At 67.3% G+C, this 18,739-nt stretch carries 17 protein-coding genes; 7 read left to right on the top strand and 10 right to left on the bottom strand.

Annotation, left to right across the window (positions count from 1 at the left end):
* The first annotated feature begins 156 nt into the window (after positions 1-156).
* The 3 genes from V5F59_RS19375 (at position 157) to V5F59_RS19385 (ending at position 3,749) form a co-directional block, all read left to right on the top strand.
* Entirely contained in the window at positions 157-954 is a 798-nt protein-coding gene (locus tag V5F59_RS19375; protein WP_393976740.1) for an IclR family transcriptional regulator domain-containing protein, read from the top strand.
* A 306-nt stretch (positions 955-1,260) separates the two neighbouring features.
* Complete coding sequence (locus V5F59_RS19380; RefSeq protein ID WP_393976741.1) at positions 1,261-2,457, top strand: acetyl-CoA C-acetyltransferase; 1,197 nt, start codon at positions 1,261-1,263, stop codon at positions 2,455-2,457.
* Between the two features lie 20 nt (positions 2,458-2,477).
* The gene (locus V5F59_RS19385; RefSeq protein ID WP_393976742.1) at positions 2,478-3,749 is read left to right on the top strand and encodes an acetyl-CoA hydrolase/transferase family protein; all 1,272 of its coding nucleotides are present in this window, start codon (positions 2,478-2,480) and stop codon (positions 3,747-3,749) included.
* A gap of 217 nt (positions 3,750-3,966) precedes the next feature.
* Here the strand turns inward: V5F59_RS19385 and V5F59_RS19390 are convergent, their stop codons facing one another.
* Positions 3,967-4,959, bottom strand: coding sequence for a chromate resistance protein ChrB domain-containing protein (locus V5F59_RS19390; RefSeq protein WP_393976743.1), 993 nt, complete (start codon positions 4,957-4,959; stop codon positions 3,967-3,969).
* A gap of 119 nt (positions 4,960-5,078) precedes the next feature.
* Between V5F59_RS19390 and V5F59_RS19395 the strand changes: the two genes are divergently transcribed.
* The gene (locus tag V5F59_RS19395; protein ID WP_393976744.1) at positions 5,079-5,525 is read left to right on the top strand and encodes a chromate resistance protein ChrB domain-containing protein; all 447 of its coding nucleotides are present in this window, start codon (positions 5,079-5,081) and stop codon (positions 5,523-5,525) included.
* Between the two features lie 16 nt (positions 5,526-5,541).
* The gene (locus V5F59_RS19400) at positions 5,542-6,771 is read left to right on the top strand and encodes an MFS transporter (RefSeq protein WP_393976745.1); all 1,230 of its coding nucleotides are present in this window, start codon (positions 5,542-5,544) and stop codon (positions 6,769-6,771) included.
* A gap of 437 nt (positions 6,772-7,208) precedes the next feature.
* Here the strand turns inward: V5F59_RS19400 and V5F59_RS19405 are convergent, their stop codons facing one another.
* The 6 genes from V5F59_RS19405 to V5F59_RS19430 all read right to left on the bottom strand — a co-directional run bounded on the left by V5F59_RS19405 (position 7,209) and on the right by V5F59_RS19430 (position 14,552).
* Positions 7,209-8,435, bottom strand: coding sequence for an MFS transporter (locus V5F59_RS19405; protein WP_393976746.1), 1,227 nt, complete (start codon positions 8,433-8,435; stop codon positions 7,209-7,211).
* 206 nt (positions 8,436-8,641) lie between these two features.
* Positions 8,642-11,029 (bottom strand): heavy metal translocating P-type ATPase, encoded by a 2,388-nt coding sequence (locus V5F59_RS19410; RefSeq protein WP_393976747.1) that lies wholly within the window; start codon positions 11,027-11,029, stop codon positions 8,642-8,644.
* The gene (locus V5F59_RS19415) at positions 11,022-11,384 is read right to left on the bottom strand and encodes a DUF2933 domain-containing protein (RefSeq protein WP_509211115.1); all 363 of its coding nucleotides are present in this window, start codon (positions 11,382-11,384) and stop codon (positions 11,022-11,024) included. The genes V5F59_RS19410 and V5F59_RS19415 overlap by 8 nt, the downstream gene beginning before the upstream one ends.
* Before the next feature lie 67 nt (positions 11,385-11,451).
* Positions 11,452-12,114, bottom strand: coding sequence for a Spy/CpxP family protein refolding chaperone (locus V5F59_RS19420; protein ID WP_393976749.1), 663 nt, complete (start codon positions 12,112-12,114; stop codon positions 11,452-11,454).
* A gap of 2 nt (positions 12,115-12,116) precedes the next feature.
* Positions 12,117-13,844 carry a DUF3141 domain-containing protein gene (locus V5F59_RS19425; RefSeq protein ID WP_393976750.1) on the bottom strand — a complete coding sequence of 576 codons (1,728 nt, stop codon included), beginning with the start codon at positions 13,842-13,844 and terminating at the stop codon, positions 12,117-12,119.
* Between the two features lie 324 nt (positions 13,845-14,168).
* Complete coding sequence (locus tag V5F59_RS19430; protein ID WP_393976751.1) at positions 14,169-14,552, bottom strand: hypothetical protein; 384 nt, start codon at positions 14,550-14,552, stop codon at positions 14,169-14,171.
* Between the two features lie 495 nt (positions 14,553-15,047).
* Between V5F59_RS19430 and V5F59_RS19435 the strand changes: the two genes are divergently transcribed.
* Positions 15,048-15,314 (top strand): hypothetical protein, encoded by a 267-nt coding sequence (locus V5F59_RS19435; RefSeq protein WP_445329484.1) that lies wholly within the window; start codon positions 15,048-15,050, stop codon positions 15,312-15,314.
* Positions 15,315-15,820: 506 nt separating this feature from the next.
* On the opposite strand, the gene V5F59_RS19440 is transcribed toward V5F59_RS19435, so the two are convergent.
* Together V5F59_RS19440 and V5F59_RS19445 are read right to left on the bottom strand one after the other, a co-directional pair.
* Entirely contained in the window at positions 15,821-17,050 is a 1,230-nt protein-coding gene (locus tag V5F59_RS19440; RefSeq protein ID WP_393976752.1) for an RNA polymerase sigma factor, read from the bottom strand.
* The gene (locus tag V5F59_RS19445; RefSeq protein ID WP_393976753.1) at positions 17,047-17,391 is read right to left on the bottom strand and encodes a YciI family protein; all 345 of its coding nucleotides are present in this window, start codon (positions 17,389-17,391) and stop codon (positions 17,047-17,049) included. Before V5F59_RS19445 ends, V5F59_RS19440 begins: the two co-directional genes overlap by 4 nt.
* A 431-nt stretch (positions 17,392-17,822) precedes the next feature.
* Between V5F59_RS19445 and V5F59_RS19450 the strand changes: the two genes are divergently transcribed.
* On the top strand, positions 17,823-18,074 hold the full coding sequence (locus tag V5F59_RS19450; protein ID WP_509211236.1) for a LysR substrate-binding domain-containing protein: 252 nt from the start codon (positions 17,823-17,825) through the stop codon (positions 18,072-18,074).
* Between the two features lie 130 nt (positions 18,075-18,204).
* Here the strand turns inward: V5F59_RS19450 and V5F59_RS19455 are convergent, their stop codons facing one another.
* Complete coding sequence (locus V5F59_RS19455; protein ID WP_393977080.1) at positions 18,205-18,555, bottom strand: DUF2200 domain-containing protein; 351 nt, start codon at positions 18,553-18,555, stop codon at positions 18,205-18,207.
* Positions 18,556-18,739 lie beyond the last annotated feature (184 nt).

The raw sequence follows: 18,739 nt of genomic DNA on the forward strand, positions 1-18,739 counted from the left end.
CCGCGCATTGGACAAACGTCCGTATGCTGGTCTAGATTGAAGGGAATTCAGGACTGGGCACCTTGCCTGGGAACAGCGCGGCGCAAGGGCCGTCATGCAGCGGGCGGCACTTGCATCCAACGTGGGCCAGCTCGCGGATTTTGAAAAGAGCGATTCGTGATCAAGATTGTCTCGGAAGGCGACAAGCGTGGCCCGGAATTCGTCACCGCGCTGGAGCGCGGCCTGAACGTTCTCGCGGCCTTCGGGCGGGCGCCGCGCCGCATGACCCTCACGCAGGTGGCCGAGCTCACCGATCTCAGCCGCGGGACGGCACGCCGCTTCCTCCTGACGCTGCAGGCGCTCAACTACGTGGATAGCGATGGCAAGCTGTTCTGGCTGACACCGAAGGTGCTGCAGTTCTCGAATGCCTATTTGACCGCCTTCGGTGTGTCGGAGGCCGGACGCGGCGTCATCCGCCAGTTGACCGAACACATCGGCGAATCCTCGTCCATGGCGGTGCTGGACGGGCATGACGTGGTCTACGTCGCCCGGGTCGAGACCCGGCGCATCTTCTCCTCGGGCATCGAGGTCGGCTCCCGGCTCCCGGCGTTCTGCTCGTCCCTCGGCCGGGTGCTGCTCGCCGGCCTCGACGATGCGGAGCTGGACCGCTGGCTGGCGGAGGAGACCTTCGTCGCGCCATCCCCGCGGAGCATCACCGATCCCCAAAAGGTCCGCCAGAAGGTGCTGGAGGCCCGCCGGCTCCAGTACGCCATCATCGACGGGGAAATGGAGGTGGGCGTGCGCTCCATCGCCGTGCCCATCAATGATCGCGCCGGCCGGACCGTGGCGGCCCTGAACATCGGCACCACCGCGGCGCGCGTCTCCCTCGACCACATGCGCAAGGTCTTCCTCCCGGCCCTGCGGGAGGCCGCCCGCGAAGTGGAGCGGACCATGCGCGACTGGACGCAGCCCTAGCCGACCCTCACTGGTCCTTCCGCGAAGCCCCTTCCCGCCTTCTGTCTTGCCGCCGGAGATCCGTCACGGACCGATGCGCCGCGTCCTTGCGATCGCGGCAACGTCTCTTCACGAATGTCCGTAGATCGGACATTCGTCCATATACTGGACATATGCCGGCGGTTGATGCATCTTTCGCCGCGCTCGCCCCCTCTCGCGGGGCGGAGGCCACCCCCAGGCGCGCGCCGGAGGGCGCGCCCGTTCACCGGGACGCGCCGGCACCGGCCCATGATCTTCCGCGCCGACGCAGGATGAGGAGACGCAGCCATGAGACGCGCGGCCATCGTGAGCCCTGTGCGCACCCCTGTCGGCACTTTCGGCGGGAGCCTGAGGCCGGTGCCCGTGGAGCAGCTCGGCGCCTTGGTGGTTAAGGAGGTGCTTGCGCGCACGGGTGTTGACCCCGCGCTCGTCGAGGACGTGGTGTTCGCCCAGTCCTATGCCAGCAGCGAGACGCCCTGCGTTGGCCGCTGGGTTGCGCTCCAGGCGGGCCTGCCCATCGAGGTGCCGGGCATGCAGCTCGACCGGCGCTGCGGCGGGGGCCTCCAGGCCATCACGACAGCCGCCATGATGGTCCAGACCGGCGCCTGCGACGTGGTCCTCGCCGGCGGCGTCGAGAGCATGAGCAACATCGAGTTCTACACCACCGACATGCGCTGGGGCCGGCGGGCCGGCACCACCCGCCTCTACGACCGGCTGGACCGCGGGCGGGAGCGCTCCCAGCCCGTCGAGCGGTTCGGCATGATTTCCGGCATGATCGAGACCGCGGAGAATCTAGCGCGCGAGTTCAAGATCTCCCGCGAGGACGCCGATGCCTTCTCGGCTCGCAGCCACCAGCGCGCCGCGGCAGCATGGGCCGAAGGCCGGTTCGAGGCGGAGGTGGTGGCGGTCGAGGTGCCACAGCGCCACAAGGAAGCGCTGCGCGTCACCCGCGACGAAGGTATCCGCGCCGATGCAAGCCGGGAAAGCCTCGGCAAGCTGAAGCCCATCATGCCGGGCGGCACGGTGACCGCCGGCAATGCCAGCCAGCAGAACGATGCCGCCGCGGCGTGCCTCATCGTCGCCGAGGACAGGCTGGCCGCCCTCGGCCTCGAGCCGCTCGGGTTCCTGACCGGATGGGCCGTGGCGGGCTGCGATCCGGCCACCATGGGCTACGGCCCGGTGCCGGCCACGCGACGCGTGTTCGCCAAGACCGGGCTCTCGTTCGACGACATGGGGCTTGTCGAGGTGAACGAGGCGTTCGCCTGCCAGGTCCTCGCCGTGCTGAAGGGCTGGGGCTGGGACGATCAGGACCGGCTCAACGTCAACGGCTCGGGCATTTCCCTCGGCCACCCCATCGGCGCGACGGGCGTGCGCATCATGACCACGCTGCTTCACGAGATGAAGCGCCGGGGGGTGCGCTACGGCCTGGAGACCATGTGCATCGGCGGTGGACAGGGCGCGGCCGCCATCTTCGAGCGCGCGTGAGCGGCCGGCGACGCCCAGCCATGGCCCTCGAACTTGCGCCGGAGGCGCTCGACTTCTCCACCCTGCTGCGCCCCAGCGATCATATCGTCTGGGGCCAGGCTTCGGCCGAGCCGGCGACGCTCACCACGCGCCTCCTGAGCCAGAGTGCTGACATTCCCGGGCTCAGCGCCTTCATCGGCATGAGCTGGGGAACGCCCCTGGATGGGCCAGGGGCCATGCAATTCCAGTCTTATTGCGGCGCGGGGCACAATCGCGTGCTCGAGCGTCAGGGGGCGCTCGACATTCTGCCATGCCACTATTCCGAGCTGCCTCGGCTGCTCGCCCGGCAGGTAGACGTGCTGCTCCTCAATCTGGCCGACGACGGCCGCGGCCGCTTCAGCTTCGGTGCCGCCCTCGAATATCTGGCTCCGCTGGTGGACAGCGCGCGTCTCGTCATCGCCGAGGTCAGCGACCACACCCCGTGGACCCATGGCGAGCGCACCCTGTCGGCGCAGGATATCCACGTCATCGTGCGCACGTCCCGGCCGCCGGTCTCAGCTCCCCCCGCGCGTGCGGGCGCCGCGGAGCAGGCCATCGCCGCCCATGTCGCCGGCCTTGTCGAGGATGGCGCCACGCTGCAGGTGGGGATCGGCGGACTGCCGGAGGCGATCCTCGCCGCCCTGGTCGGCCACCGCGACCTCGGCCTTCACTCCGGCCTCGCGTCCGAGGGCGTCGCGCTGCTGGCCGAGGCCGGAGCCCTCACCAATGCGCGCAAGAGCGTTGATCCCGGCGTCGCAGTGGCCGGGCTGGTGGCCGGAGGTCCCCGACTGATGCGGTACGTGGATCGCAATCCACGCTTCGCCCTGCGCGCGACGGCCTACACCCACGCGCTCGACATTCTGAGCGCCCAGACGAAATTCACCGCCATCAACGCCGCGATCGAGGTGGATCTCTCCGGCCAAGTCAATGCCGAGGTGGCCGGCGGGCGCTATGTGGGCGCGGTGGGCGGCGCGGCCGATTTCCTGCGCGGCGCGCGCGCCTCCCACGGCGGCCTGCCCATCGTCGCGCTGCCGGCGACGGTGACCGGCCGCGAGGGCACCCGCAGCCGCATCGTCACCCGGCTGAACGGCCCGACGAGCACCGCGCGTGCCGACGCCGGCATCATCGTCACCGAACACGGTGTCGCCGACCTGCGTGGCCTCGGTCTTGCCGAACGGCGGCGCCGGATGCTCGACATTGCCGCCCCCGAATTCCGGCCCGCCCTGGAGGCGGGCGAGGAGCCACAGACACCGTGCGGCGGGTATCACGGGTAGAGGATCCTTCAGTGAGGAAGGGGTGCACAGGCCCCCTGCGCTTCGCGATCCCGCTCCACGGCATCCGCAATCCCGATGCCAGCCGCGGACTTCTGCCCCACGGCCCGCACATGGCCGAACAGACTGACCGTGAGTTTCCCCTCGGGTCTGCGCGCTTGCCGCTGGAGCTCACGCGTTTTCTTGACGCGAACCGGTACCCACTTCGCTCGAAAACGCTCTATGGGCGCCGGGCGCGGAAATAGTCGTAGAGCGTGTCGAACACCCCGGCGCCCTTGACGAGACGCCGGGCGTCATCCGGCTCGCTCATGGCGATGCCGGCGATGAGGCTTGAGATGCCGCCGGCCTCCTCGCGGCCGAACTTGCCGTCCTTGAGGTCGATGTCGTGGACGATCTCGCCCACGGCCTGCAGCGCGGGATCGGTGAGGCCGGCGCGGCCGAGCAGCACCTCGAAGCTGCAGCGGTCCCCCTCATGGGTGATCTCGCCCTCGAACATGTCGAAGCGCAGTTCGCCGGGCTTCGCCACATAGCCCTTGCCGGGAACGAAACGGATCTGGGCATCGGGGTCGATGAAGCGGCGGATCAGCCAGCCGCAGGCGATGCGGTCCACGTGCACGTCGCGCCGCGTCACCCAAACATGCCCCTTGAGCGCGGCGAGAGGATCGGAAACGGCTGACAGGGAGGCCGGCGGGGACGCCATGGGTGTGTCCTCTGCGGTTCGGGCCTCGAGCTCAGCGATGAGGCCCTCGGCCACGAGCCGCCCGGTGGCGCCGAAAAAATCGAGCGCGGCGATATCGGCCAGCCGCCGTCGCAGGCGGCCGGTCTGGGTGCGCGCCTCGGCCCGCTTCTCGGCGCCGGCATCCGCGTCGAGCGCGGCGGCGATGCCGCGTGCCTCCTCCGAGATCGCGGTGTAGTCCGTGTCCCGCGCCGCGTCGAACAGGGCCCTCACCTGGGCGTCAGTCAGGCCGTCCACGAGCCTAGCCTCGCACACCATCGCCTCGCCGCCCCCGGCCGCGATCTCCTTCACGAGCCACTGGAAATCCTCCTGTGTCTCGGCCGATGCCGGCAGGGCGTAGACGGAACTCTTCACCGCCACGGCGCCGATGCCCTGTAGCCGCCGCCAGATCTTCACGCGGAAATAGGCCGGCTTGGTCGGGAGCTGGTGGATCAGCAGCAGCCAAGGCTGCCCGGAAGTGACGTCATCATCGCTCATCAGAAATCCGTATCACGGATAAGTTGAAATGCAACACTTGTATCATAATTGATACAGGCATAGCGTCTCCTCGTGGCCGGTGGCGATCAGAACCCGCCGCCCAGGCACGGAGACGGCTCATGAAATGGATCACCCGCGCCCGGCCGGTCATCGACCGCATCGCCTGCCCCTGGCTCATCGCGCGCTTCATCGACGCGGCGCCGGAATTCCTGTTTGCGCCGCCTGAGGATGTGATCCGCAAGGCCGAGGAGACCGGCGCGACGCCGTTCGACGTGCCCGGCGTGGCCTTCGGCCATGCGGGGGACAAGTGCAGCTTCGACGCCTTCGTGGCGCACTACGGCCTTCAGAGCGATCCGGCCATCGTTGCCCTCGCCGACATCGTGCGCGGCGCCGACACCAGCCGGCCGGACCTCACGCCCCAGTCGGCGGGCCTCCTCGCCATCTCCAAGGGCCTGCGCGAGGTGACGCCGGACGACCACGACCTCCTGAAGCGCGGCTTCGTCATCTATGACGCGCTCTATGCCTGGGCCGGCGGAAAGAGCGCGACATATCCGGCGGCGGCCTGAGCAGGGAGCGACTTCAGTGTCCCAAGTCCTGAACGGGCCGGCGGCCGAGGGCCGCGGCCTCTTCTCCCCCGTCTCCTCGCTCTACGCGGCGCGGGCGCTCAGGGATTTCGGCGACGGCTTCGTCGCGGTGCTGCTGCCCGTCTATCTCTCGGCCCTCGGGCTCGGCGCATTCGAGATCGGCGTGGTGGCGACCACCGCGCTGTTCGGCTCGGCGCTGATGACGCTCGCCATCGGCGTCCTTGGCCATCGCATCGACCGGCGCACGCTGCTGATCGCCGCGTCGGGGCTCATGGTGGCGACCGGGCTCGCCTTCACCCAGTCGACGAGCTACGGGGCCGTGCTGCTGGTGGCCTTCTGCGGCACCATCAATCCGTCGTCTGGCTCCGTGAGCATCTTCGTCCCGATCGAGCATGCGACGCTGTCGCATCTCGTGACGGACAAGGCGCGAACCTCCGCCTTCGCCCGCTACAGCCTCGTGGGCGCGCTGGCTGCGGCCCTGGGCGCGCTCGCGGCAATGAGCCCTGAGCTGCTCGGCAACCTCGGCGTCTCGCGCCTCGGCGCGCTGGAAGCCATGTTCACGCTCTATGCGCTGCTAGGCCTTGCCGGCGGCCTCTTCTATGTGCGCATCCCGCGCGCGCCCGCCGCCGAAGACAAGCCTGCCACGGCCCTCGGTCCGTCGCGCGGCATCGTCTACCGGCTTGCGGCGCTGTTCTCCATCGATGCGTTTGCCGGCGGGCTCGCGGTGCAGTCGCTTCTTGCGCTCTGGCTGTTCACGCGCTTCGGCCTGTCGCTCGCCGAAGCGGGCACGTTCTTCTTCATCTCCGGCGTGCTGTCCGCTTTCTCCTTCCCGGTGGCGGCCTGGCTCGCACGGCGCATGGGCCTCGTGAACACCATGGTGTTCACGCACATCCCCTCGAGCCTCTGCCTGATCGGCGCGGCGGTGGTGCCGAGCCTCGAGGTGGCGCTCGGCCTGCTGCTGGTGCGCTCGGCCCTGTCGCAGATGGACGTGCCGACCCGCTCCTCCTACGTGATGGCGGTGGTGACGCCGCCCGAGCGCGCCGCGGCGGCGAGCATCACCTCGGTGCCGCGCAGCCTTGCCGCAGCCTTGAGCCCGGCGCTGGCCGGCGCCCTGTTCGCCGCCGGACATGAGGCGTGGCCGCTGATCCTCTGCGGCGCACTGAAGATCCTCTACGATTTCGCGCTGCTCTGGGCCTTCCGGCACATCAAGCCCCCCGAGGAGCGGTGACCACTTTCGACTGAACCTTCGGCGAGGGCTGCGCTCCACCCGCGGACGTCGGTGTTGGCCGCGTCCTTTTACCCATCGAATTTCGATATCGAAATTCGATATTGCCCAGGCTGGAGAAGTGGATGGAGCATCAGGCTTCCGTCTGGCCTCGTTCGTTTGCAGATCCTCCATCATGCCCCCATGCCGATCTGCTCGGGCTTGGGAGGCATAAAGCCGGCCGCCGACCCGCATACGCTGCTGTCAGCTGCTAGGTTCGGCCCCGGCGATCATCTCGTCACCACTGCGACGGCGGCGAGCGCGCTGGCTTCGCCGATGTCCGGGTCCATTCTCTGAGCTTCGCCGAGTGGGCGGAGGACGAGAGCTGCCCCATCGTGCGGGATGAGACAAATCCCGCCTGAAGAGCGCCCAGGCCTCGCGCGCCACGCCGAAGGGGCGCCTCAGAGCTGCCGGCCGCCGGCCGAGGCGATGACCAGCGCCGACGCCAGGAAAGCGAAGACCGCGCCGGCGATGAACGTGGCCTGGGCACCACCCGCGTCCCACAGCAGCCCGGCGGCAAGGCTCGCCGCCAGCGTCGCGAGGCCGGTGGCGAGGTTGAACAGGCCGAAGGCGGACCCGCGTAGCGCCGTGGGCGCGTGCTCGGCCACGAGCTTGGCCAGCAGCCCCTGGGTAAGCGCCATGTGGCCGCCCCACAGGGCGATGCCCAGGAAGGCGCCGGGCAGGCCCGGCACGAAGGCGAGGATGACATCGGCCGCGAGCAGCAGCGCGAGGCCGCCGAGCAGCAGCCGCTCCGGCGGCGCCTGGTCCGACCACGCGCCGGCGGGATAGGCCCCGAGCGAATAGACCACGTTCATGGCCACCAGCACGAGGGGCGCGAGAACCAGCGGCAGCCCCTCGTCGTGGGCCTTGAGGACGAGGAAGGCCTCGCTGAAGCGCGCAAGGGTGAAGACCACGCCGATGGCAACGACGCCCCAGAACGGACGGCCGAGATGCCTGAGATCCTTGAAGCGCACGGGCGGCGGGCGCCCCCCCTCCGCGACGCCGGCGGCCCTGTCCTCGACGCCCGCCACCACGCAGAGGACCGCGAGGATGCCGGGCACGAGGGCGATCCAGAACACCGTCCGCATGTCATCGGCGAACAGCGCCATGAACGCGATGGCGAGCAGCGGCCCGACGAAGGCGCCGACCGTGTCGAGGGCTTGGCGCAGGCCATAGGCGCGCCCCCGAATCTCGGCCGGCGTCACGTCGGCGACCAGCGCGTCGCGGGGCGCCCCCCGCATGCCCTTGCCGACGCGGTCGGCGAAGCGTGCGGCGAGCACCATCCCGGGCGCGCCCGCGAGGGCGAAGAACGGCTTGGAGGCGGCGCCGAGACCATATCCAAACAGGATCAATGGCTTACGACGTCCGAAGCGGTCCGACAGGTAGCCGGAGAAGACCTTCACCACCTGCGCGGTGGATTCCCCGATGCCCTCGATCAGACCCACCATGGCGACGCTCGCCCCGAGCGTGCCGGTGAGGAAGAGCGGCAGCAGCGCGTGGATCATCTCGGACGAGATGTCCATGAACATGCTGACGAGGCCGAGGGCCCAGACGGTGCGCGGGATGGCGGGCCGGTCCGCCAGCGCGCTGGCGTGGCGTCCCGGTCCCGACGCCTGCATCTCATTCATCGCGGCTTTCCTCCTGGCGTGCCCGGCTCGCGCCTCAGCTTCCGAGATACTTGATGAGCGCCGCGATGCCGAGCACGATCAACAGGAGGATCAGCAGGCCGAGGCCCCACATCCCCCACATGCCGGAGCCCATCATTCCGTCGAAATTCATCATGGTTCCCTCCCTGGAGCCGGATCCGTCTCAGCATGCCACGAATGAGGACGCGTCAGCTGAGCGGCGTGCGTCGCAGGCGCAGGGCATTGACGATGACGCTGACGGAGGACAGCGCCATGGCCGCAGCCGCGATGATGGGTGAGAGCAGGAGCCCGAGCCACGGGTAGAGCACGCCGGCGGCGATGGGCACGCCCGCCGCATTGTAGATGAAGGCGAAGAACAGGTTCTGGCGGATGTTGCTCATGGTGGCGTGGCTCAGCTGCCGGGCGCGGGCGATGCCCTGGAGATCGCCCTTGAGCAGGGTCACGCCGGCGCTCTCGATGGCGACGTCGGTGCCGGTTCCCATGGCGACGCCCACGTCAGCCGCGGCGAGGGCGGGTGCATCGTTCACGCCGTCGCCGGCCATGGCGACGATGCGGCCTTCCTGGCGCAGCCGTGTCACCACCTGCGCCTTGTTCTCCGGCAGCACCTCCGCTTTCACCTCGTCGATGCCGAGGCGCCGGGCCACCGCCTCGGCCGTCGTCCGGTTGTCGCCGGTGAGCATGACGACGCGCACGCCAGCGGCCCTGAGCGCCGCGAGGGCGGCCGGCGTCGTCGCCTTGACCGGGTCGGCGATGGCAATGAGGCCGCCGATGCGCCCATCGATAGCGACGAAGATCACGGTGGCGCCGTCGGCGCGCAACGCCTCGGCCTCGGCCGACAGGGGGGAGAGGTCCACGCCTTCCTCGCCCATGATGCGGTGGCTGCCGATGACGAGCTTCCGCCCGTCCACCGCCCCGGTCACGCCCTTGCCCACCGGGCTGTCGAAATCCTGAGCCTCGCCGAGCGGCACGCCCCTTTCCGCCGCCGCGGCGACGATGGCGGCAGCCAGCGGATGCTCGCTTGCGCGTTCCAAGGTCGCGGCGAGCCTGAGCAGCTCCGCCTCGTCGAGACCCGCCACCGCCTTGAGGGCGGTCACCTTCGGCTTGCCTTCGGTGAGGGTGCCGGTCTTGTCCACCACCAGCGTGTCCACCTTCTCGAACCGCTCCAGCGCCTCGGCATTCTTGATCAGCACGCCCATGGACGCCCCGCGGCCCACCCCCACCATGATGGACATGGGGGTGGCGAGCCCGAGCGCGCACGGGCAGGCGATGATGAGCACCGCCACCGCGGCGATCAGCCCGTGGGCGAAGCGCGGCTCTGGCCCGAAGATGCCCCACGCCGCGAAGGCGATGAGCGCGATGGCGATCACCACCGGCACGAACCAGCCGGACACCTCGTCGGCGAGGCGCTGGATGGGCGCGCGCGAGCGCTGCGCCTCCGCCACCATGTGGACGATCTGCGCCAGCATGGTGTTGCGCCCGACCTTGCCGGCCTGCATGACGAAGCCGCCGCTTTGGTTGAGCGTGCCGCCGATGACCTTCGCGCCCACCTCCTTGGTGACCGGCATGGATTCGCCGGTGATCATGGATTCGTCCACCGAGGAGCGGCCCTCGACCAGCTCGCCATCCACCGGGACCTTCTCGCCCGGCCGCACGCGCAGGCGGTCGCCCACCACGACCTCTTCCAGCGTCACATCCTCGTCGCTGCCGTCGTCGCGTACGCGCCGGGCGCTCTTGGGGGCGAGGTCGAGCAACGCGCGGATGGCGCCGCCGGTCTGCTCGCGAGCGCGCAATTCCAGCACCTGGCCGAGCAGCACCAGCACCGTGATGACGGCGGCCGCCTCGAAATAGATGGCCACCGATCCATCGGCCGCACGGAAGGTGGCAGGGAAGATCTGCGGCGCGGCGGTCGCAACAACGCTGTAGAGCCACGCGACGCCCGTGCCCATGGCGATCAGGGTGAACATGTTGAGATGCCGCGTGACCACCGACTGCCAAGCGCGCACGAAGAATGGCCAGCCGGCCCAGAGCACCACCGGCGTCGCCAACACGAGCTGGGTCCAGTTGGACGCTTGCGCGCCGAGCAGCATGTGCAGGTTGGTGAGGTGCCCACCCATCTCCAGCGCGAACACCGGCAGCGCCAGCGCAAGGCCGATCCAGAAGCGGCGCGTCATGTCCACGAGCTCGGCGCTCGGGCCGGCCTCCCCCGCCGCGACCTCAGGTTCCAGCGTCATGCCGCAGATGGGGCAGTTGCCCGGCCCCACCTGGCGGATCTGCGGGTGCATGGGGCAGGTGTAGATCACGCTTGTCGGCTGGCCCTTCGCTGCGGGCGGCGTCTCCGCCGCACCGGCGGCATAGGCAGAAGGGTTTGCGTCGAACTTGTCGTGGCATTTTGCCGAGCAGAAGAAGTAGCTCTTGCCCCGGTGCTCCGACCGGAAGCCGGCGGTGGCCGGGTTCACCACCATGCCGCAGACGGGATCCTTCACGGTGTCCGCTGGCGCGGTCCCGGTTCCTTCGGGCGGGTGAACCGCATCGTCCCGGTGATGGTGATGGCCGGCGGGCGCGTCGTGCTCAGTCATGAGGACCGTCTCCGGAACGGGGGGCTGTCGCGGATGAAATTCCGATACGGGGGAGGAAGGCGGGAACGCGGCTCGCGTAGTCATCCCGCAGGGACCCGAACTCGGCACGGGCGGCGGCGGCCTCCTGCCGCGCGAGCCGCGCATGGACCCAAACTAAAATGGGGAACATGGCGAGCGTGACCAATGTCGGCCACTGCAGCAGAAGGAAGGTCAGAGACCCCAGCGCATGAGCGCGATGCTCCGAAAGCAGCAGGAAGGCCGCCGCAAGAAGAAAGCCGACGGCAATGATGCCACCTCGCGAGCGCCAGCCCTCCCGGTGCTGGACTTGCGCGCCGGTGTCGTCATGCAAGGACATTCGGTCCTCCTCCACCTGATCGAGGCAGGTCGGCGGAGATTGCCGACCTGCCAGCGAGGCTCGACGCTCACATGGGGCCCATTCCACCCGGCATCATGAGCTGGTCCGCCGTGCGCTTCTGCGCTTCGTCGAACGACGCGTAGAGCGGCCCGAGCGCGGCCTTGAGGCGGCGCACCGCTTCGAGACGGGTGGCGAGCATGCGCTCATGGCCCTCAATCCGCTGAATGAGGGTCGGGGCGGCGGCGCCCTGCGCGGCCATCATCATCTCCTGCATGTCGCCCATCATGGCGCGGTTGGCCTTGAGCGCCTCCGTGAATGCGTTCCACAGGGGCTGCTGGGCATCGGTGATATTCAGCTCGGCCTTCAGGAAGGCGATACGTCCTGCGATGCGGCCGGGATCCATCATCTGGCCCATCCCCATGGCGCCGGCAGCGGCTCCGCCCATCATCCCCATGCCGGCCCCCGCGTTTCCGCCTCCCATCATGCCCATGCCGCCCTGCCCCATCATCCCCATCATGCCAGGCCCCATCATGCCTTGAGGACCACCGGGCATCGGCGCGGCCTGGGACGGTTGCGGCGCCGGCGCGGGCGCCTGGGACACGGTGGTTTGGGGCACGGCAGCCTGGGGCGCAGCAGGCTGGGCCTCCGGCGAATGGTGCGCGTCCTCGGCGAAGCCTGGCGTGGCGAGCAGCAGCGCGCTGGCGAGCATCAGATTGCGAAACGTCGTCATGGTCAGTTCCCTCCTGTCGCTGCGGCCCGGCGGATGCCGGCCGCCTGGAAATCCAAACCGCTCCGTGTGTCCTGCGGCCTCGTGTCCTCGCTCCTGTGCTGTGGTTCCGCACCGGCTGGGTGGGCACTTTCCGCGCCGCCGTAGAGGCTGTCGAAGGCCCGCTCCCACAGGGCGTCCCGCACGCGCCGTCCCTGCTCGATCACCTCGGCGACGCGCGAGACGACGCGCTCCTCCTCGACCTTGAAGGGATTGTCCGGAGCGGCCGGATGCCGGTCCCCGTCGATCTGCTCCGCGAGCCATCGGACACCGCGCATCCAGGGCATAAAGCCTTCCGACAACAGGTAGCGGCTGGTGCGCATGGGGTGCAGCGTCTCCAGCGTCGCCGCGGACCAGGGCGTCGTCAGCGCCCGCACCCAAGGGCTGACGAAGGCGCGGTAGAAGGCTTCGTTGCGCTCCGACAGGTCGCGCACCCGCTCGAAGGCAGGGTCCTGCCGGGCGAAGCGGATGTCCGACACCTCGCGCGCCTCGAAGCGGACCTGATAGCCGCCCTCACGGCAGTCAGGATCGCCCGAGGGATTGTCGATCTTCATCTCGTAGAGACCGGGCGGGAGCGTCTCGATCCGCGGCAGGCTCTCGAGGATGGCCCGATGCTCCAGCCGCGCGACCTTGGCGGAAACGAAGATGCCGAGGTGACCCACATGGCGGTTGACGAGATAGACGATGCGCTGGCCCGCCGCCTTCAGGTCGTCCGTATCCTTGTACACGACCGGTATCCAGCCGAGCGCCTGATGGGGCGGCGTGATGTTGTCGCCATAGGAGGCGAAGATCACGAGCGGATTGCGGATGCGCCTGAGATCCGCCTGGCACCCTTCGCAGATCTGGACGCGGCCCTGCTCCAGCCGGTTGCCGACGAAGAAATTCTCCACGATGGCGAGGATCTCTTCCCGGCTCAGGAAGTAATAGCCGCCCCACCAGCGCTCGAAGGCAAGGAACCGCTCCCGCTCCGTGTCCATGTGGGCATAGAGGTTCGCATACTTCTCCCACACGGCCTCGGGCTTCAGCCCCTCGAAGTTCTGCACCAGGAAGGCGCCGTCGAAGCGTCCGTCCCCGAGGTCGGCGAGAAGGTGTGTCAACCATGCCCCGCCCTCGAAGCCCGCCGCAATGCGCATGGGATTGATGCCGGTCTCGCCGGCCCAGTAGGACAGAGGGGTTCCGTTCAGCACGGTGGGTCCGGCCAGCCCCGCGCAGTCCGCGGCGAGCAGCGTCACCGCCCAGCCGGCCTGGCAGTTTCCATAAAGCACAGGCGCGGCGCCGGAATGTCGATGGGATACATCCTTTACGAACCGCCGCAGCGCATGGAGCACGTCGGCGAGCGTCTGCCCCGCGGCAGGCTCGGGATAGAAGGTGACGAAATAGACCGGGTGCCCCTGGTGCAGGGCGACGCCGATCTCGGAATCCTGCTTGAAGCCACCGATCCCAGGTCCATGACCCGCGCGCGGATCGAGGATCACCACGGGCGGCTTGGCCGCGTCCAGGCAATCTTCCAGGCACTCGTCCCCCGCGCGGGTCACGCGCAGGAGGGCATAGTTCGCCGGACGCTCGAACCGGCGGGCATCGAGGATGACTTCATAGTCGAAGTCGAGCAGAGCCGGCTTACCGGCACGCTCGTGCGCCAGCATGTTGTCGGCCCGCTGGCGCAGCGTGTCCCAGAACAGGATGGAGCGTTCCATAGCATCCCGCGCATAGGCGAGAAGCTCCCGGGGCAGCTGGGCCGGATCGACAATCAGTGTACGGTCCGCCCGTCGCCCAGCCGAGTTCGATCCCGGATCAGGACTGTCTGGAGGACCGGCACCGAAGGAAAATGATACCGCATCAGCCGCAAAAGGTCTGGATCCGTCCCGTTGTGTCATGGTGACGTGCTCGTTTCCGGTCAGCGCGAGGCTGACTTGAGATCCCGATGCGCCATGCGCGCGACTTGATGCGCGCGACTTGGCTGGTGCCGCGCGGCACCGCCAAGGCCGGCCCTTCCCACGGAGGGATGGCAGTCGGCGAGATCAGGCTTGGAAACGCGGGGGATCGAGGCCCGGGGCCACTGCCAGCCCGTCCCCGATCTGGTCGGCGAGGCTGAACCGGGGGCGGCTGAACGTCAGATGCTGACCTTCCAGCTCGACACCGTCCTCCACGAGCACATAGGTACTGCAGGACAGGCTGCAGCATTTCCCGTGCCCCGCGGCGTCGGACGGCGTGTCGGGATGATCTGCTTCATCCAAGGCGGACGCCGATGGACCATCGTTCAGGTGCGACGCCTGAGCAGCCTCATCGTGGTCATGGCACGGCATCGGCATTGCACTGGCCAAGGGCGCAAACAGCATCGCCACCGCCACCAGAATGGCCGGCAACACCCTTGCCCATGCCCCTGCCTGCCAGAGTCTGCTCATCTGCTCAGTCGCCGTTTCAGCGCACTATGGCCCAGATAGGCAAGGTATTGAAGCCGCGCCTTGAGCCCAATCAAACATCACACAATGGTGAGCGGATTCTGCGATCGGTGCCTCGACCATGTCGGTGCAAGTGCTGACGCTGCTGCAGTTCCATAGCTACTGCCTTGCGGAGGCCGTGGCGGCGGGAGCGCTGAACGGGGCACGCAGAACGTCGCGCGCATCATCGAGCAACTGAGTGGTGGACGGCAACACCCGCTCTGGACAATGACCTGGTCTGCAGCACTGATCGGTCTCGGCGTTATCCTACTTGCCAAGGGCTTTCCGCTCGTCGCCGACGGCGCCGGCGACGGTATCTTCTCCATCGCAAAGGGGACTCTGTCGCTCATTATTTTTGGGTGCAGCGCTGGCGGGCCGCCTCGCCCGTCCGGCGTTCCTCACTCAAGCCCTCGCCCCGCTCGGTGCCGCGTACCTCCTTTTCATGGGACGGGCTGCGGCTTGCTGAGCACGCTGGGGGCGCTTTGGCTGGAGGGCGGCCTGGCCTGTACGCTCGCCGTCTATAAGCTGCCGTTCATGCTTGGCCGGACCGCGGCGCAGTTTGCGTATCAGGCCGGCTCCAGCCTGATCGGCGCGGGCCTTGTCGGGCTAGTCGCAGGCGCTGCGGCCTTCGGCATTCTGGCGGTGCTATTCGACACGCTGCACCCGCCGATCCTGAGTCTCATCGTGGCGCGGGTCTTCGGCGCGCCTGCTGCCGTCGCCGGATAAGCGCTGGTCCACCGCGTCGCGAAGGAATCAGTGCCGTCCGAAATCTGGCGGCAAATCTTCTGCATCGCTGGTGGCGGCTTCGTCGGAGTCTCGGCGTTGCTGCGACTGGCAACTGCGCCGGCTAACTCCGTGTCAATTTTCTAAGCCTATCACGTTGCATGAGTTGGCCGAAGTGCGGTGAAAGCGGCCCCGGGACACGCTATTGCGTGTTCCCTGCAACGGTGTTTAACGTCCTCTTTTGCTTTTTGCAGGCCGGCGCTTCGCCGCTATTCTTTCGCGAGCTTCGTTGACCCGAAACTCCACGATCCTGTGGACCAGCGCAAATGGCACGGGCTCATCAATAGGAAGCTGAACAGAGCCCCCGGGCATTGCGGTATCCGGGCAGTTCCTCTTTAAACACTTCGATGCTGGATGGTGTCAGATAAAATCCGATGTGTTCTTCGTCTGCATGGTTGGCTGCGCTAGCTAGTCTCCGACCCTTGTTGACACTATAGCAAAGGGAATGCTTAAGCCGGTGGGAGCGAGCTCATCGTTCGCTCCAGCCAAAGGCGTTCAGCCCGCGAAGGGTCAAGCGCCAGAGCCTCAAGATAAGCGGTCCTGGCTTTTTCGGATTGTCCCGATCTTCGCAAAAGATCAGCCCGCACCGCATGATAGGGCAAGAAACCGGCCAGCGAAGGGTTCGACAATCGGTCAATTTCGTGGAGCGCCGCGTCGGGACCATCAATCTCGGCAACCGCGACAGCGCGGTTGAGGCGCACGACCACATCATCGCGGACGAGTAGCAATTGGTCATAGAGGGCCAGCACCTCGGCCCAAGGCGGCGACTCCTTCAAACTGTGCCGTTTGCTCCACGCCCGTTGCAATCGGGCCTGGATGACGCGTCCTTCGCCGCTGCTTTCATCGGCTTTGGCGAGGAACAGGTCGGCGTCAGCGATGAAATCGCGGCGCCATATTGCGGGATTCTGTTCCGATAAGGGGACCATGACGCCGTCCTTGTCGAGGCGCGCGGGTCTGCGCGCCTCGGCGTAGCGCACCAGAGCGGCCAGGGCATGAACCTCGGCGCTCTCCGGCATCAGTTCGGCAAGCAGACGGGTCAGACGAAGCACCTCCGCAGCGAAACCCGCATGCCGCCCCGTTGCTCCGCCGTCTTCGTGCGCCTTCGAATAGGCGATTTCGAGTGTGACCAGCACAGCCTCGAGCCGATCCGACCAATATTGCGGAGGTGGAAGCTCGAACGGCACACCAGCTTCCGTGATCTTATGCTTGGCGCGCACGAGACGCTGGGCCAGCGTCGTTTCCTGCACCAGAAATGCCCGCGCAATCTCCGAGACCGTAAGACCGCACACCAGCCGCAGGGTGAGCGCGGCGCGCGAATCCGGCGCCACGGCAGGATGGCAACAGATGAATATCAGGCGCAGCCTTTCGTCCGGCATGATCGAGGCGTCCTCGATCAGCAGATCTTCTGCATTGGGCCCGCCTGGCGGGGGCTCCGGCCTCAGGCGCTCGCGCGTGCGCTGGCGCCGCAGCGCATCGAGCGCAATCCGCTCGGCGGCGCGGTAGAGCCATGCGGCTGGGTCAGCCGGAACACCGCTTTGCGGCCAGGCGCCCATCGCACGCAGGCAGCTTTCCGAAAAGGCATCCTCCGCGAGCGAAAGATCACGGAACCGCACGGCAAGCGCGGCGACGATCCGCCCGCTCGCCGCCCGAAAGACACGGTCGAGGGCGAACCCGCTCACTCGCCCAGGAGCGGGCGAATTTCGATCCCGCCATCCTGGAGCACGGGGACTTTCTTGGCGATCTCGATCGCCTCGTCGAGATTGGCCGCCTCGATCAGATAAAATCCGCCCAATTGTTCCTTGGCCTCGGCGAAGGGGCCGTCATGTACGGTCTTCTTGCCGGCCTGTGTTCTGACCGTGGTCGCGGTTGACGTGCCCTTCAACCCTGATCCACCAAGCCGCTTGGAGCCAAGGTCCTTGGCAAAGGCGATGTGCTTGCCCACGACGTCCTGAATTTGCGGGCCAGCCTTGTCCGGACCATAGAAGGCTTCGTCTTCGTAGATGAAAAGCGCATATTTCATATCATGTTCCTCTATGTTCCGATCACGACGGCGCGCCCTGATCGGAACATAGACGCGCAGAACGGACGCGAATCGACAGGGATGAAAAAAATCTCAGAAGGCGGCCTGAACTGCGGAGGCAGGTGGGAAGTCACGGTGCCGCCGCCCTATTGATGTACCACTCCCGGCTGACACCGAACCGCCCGAGAGGCATTCCAAACGAAGAGAGTGACCATGGGCTATCTATGCAGGGATGGATGTGAGTGACAAGGCGACGGGGCAGACCCGAACGGCTTCGACCGGCCGACGCGGAGAGAAAGGGGCTTCAGGTCCGTAACCGAACCGCATGAGCGCGAGGCCTTCATCGGCTTCACTGACGTTCCCCATATCCTGCGCGGCGTGGTCGACGATTATCTCAAACGGAACGGAGTCCACATCGCGCCGACCATCGCATCGACAATTTCGCGATGGGCATCTCGCTGGTGGCCTCCACCCGGGGCGCGGCGTTGCTGCCGGTCTATGTCGAGCCGCTTCTGCCCTGGTCGGTGGTGAGCCGGCCCCTCAAGGACGAGCCGCCCACGATCGACATCGCCATCAGCTATCGGCCCGACAACCCTTCGCCCGTGCTGGAGGCGTTCCTCAGCCGCATCGATCAGCTCATCTCGGTGGGACCAGCGGGGAATCGGGGACGGGGTCGGGCGTAAATCCAGGTGCGGCCCGTCGGCTCCAGGTGACAACAGCCCACGCGTCACATCATCGAGCAGGGCAACCTCAGCACCATCTTAAGCGCGCCAGAAGTGAACATTGCGTCTCGGGCGGAGTGCGCACATCGCCCTATACACGGAGGATCTTCTCCATCGGCTTGCCTTTGGCGAGTTCATCGATGAGCTTGTCGAGGTAGCGGATTTCTCGCATGAGCGGGGCAGCGACATCCTCGACGCGAACGCCGCAGATCACACCCGTGATTTTGGTGCGCGCAGGATTCAGCTTCGGCGCCTGGGTGAGGAACGTCCGGAAATCCGTTCTGTTGTCAAGATGGAGATCAAGCTCCTGCTGGCTGAAGCCAGTCAGCCAGCGAATGATCTCGTCGACTTCGGCTTTGGAACGCCCTTTCCTTTCTGCCTTGGTAACGTAGTGGGGATAAACGCTCGAGAAGCTTGTTGTGTAGATGCGATGCTCGGACACCATGATGATCCGTCCGGTTCCGGTTACCCCCAATCTATAAGAGATAGTTCGACGATAAGCCGTCAATTTATTCGAGAAAGGTGCTTCACGCTAAATGAAGACATTGGGTCGGTGCCCGAAAGCAGACATTTCGCTTCGCGGCCCATGGACGCCTTGCCAGTTGGAGCGATGCGATCCGAGGAAT

This window comes from Xanthobacter nonsaccharivorans (assembly GCF_043194755.2).
Lineage (GTDB): Bacteria > Pseudomonadota > Alphaproteobacteria > Rhizobiales > Xanthobacteraceae > Xanthobacter > Xanthobacter autotrophicus_G.

Coding starts and splice junctions, on each gene's coding strand:
- V5F59_RS19420 (WP_393976749.1), bottom strand. CDS start 12,114: ATGACGACGTTTCGCAATCTGATGCTCGCCAGCGCGCTGCTGCTCGCC.
- V5F59_RS19390 (WP_393976743.1), bottom strand. CDS start 4,959: ATGAGCGATGATGACGTCACTTCCGGGCAGCCTTGGCTGCTGCTGATC.
- V5F59_RS19445 (WP_393976753.1), bottom strand. CDS start 17,391: ATGAAATATGCGCTTTTCATCTACGAAGACGAAGCCTTCTATGGTCCG.
- V5F59_RS19430 (WP_393976751.1), bottom strand. CDS start 14,552: ATGAGCAGACTCTGGCAGGCAGGGGCATGGGCAAGGGTGTTGCCGGCC.
- V5F59_RS19380 (WP_393976741.1), top strand. CDS start 1,261: ATGAGACGCGCGGCCATCGTGAGCCCTGTGCGCACCCCTGTCGGCACT.
- V5F59_RS19415 (WP_509211115.1), bottom strand. CDS start 11,384: ATGTCCTTGCATGACGACACCGGCGCGCAAGTCCAGCACCGGGAGGGC.
- V5F59_RS19425 (WP_393976750.1), bottom strand. CDS start 13,844: ATGGAACGCTCCATCCTGTTCTGGGACACGCTGCGCCAGCGGGCCGAC.
- V5F59_RS19410 (WP_393976747.1), bottom strand. CDS start 11,029: ATGACTGAGCACGACGCGCCCGCCGGCCATCACCATCACCGGGACGAT.
- V5F59_RS19405 (WP_393976746.1), bottom strand. CDS start 8,435: ATGAATGAGATGCAGGCGTCGGGACCGGGACGCCACGCCAGCGCGCTG.
- V5F59_RS19385 (WP_393976742.1), top strand. CDS start 2,478: ATGGCCCTCGAACTTGCGCCGGAGGCGCTCGACTTCTCCACCCTGCTG.
- V5F59_RS19395 (WP_393976744.1), top strand. CDS start 5,079: ATGAAATGGATCACCCGCGCCCGGCCGGTCATCGACCGCATCGCCTGC.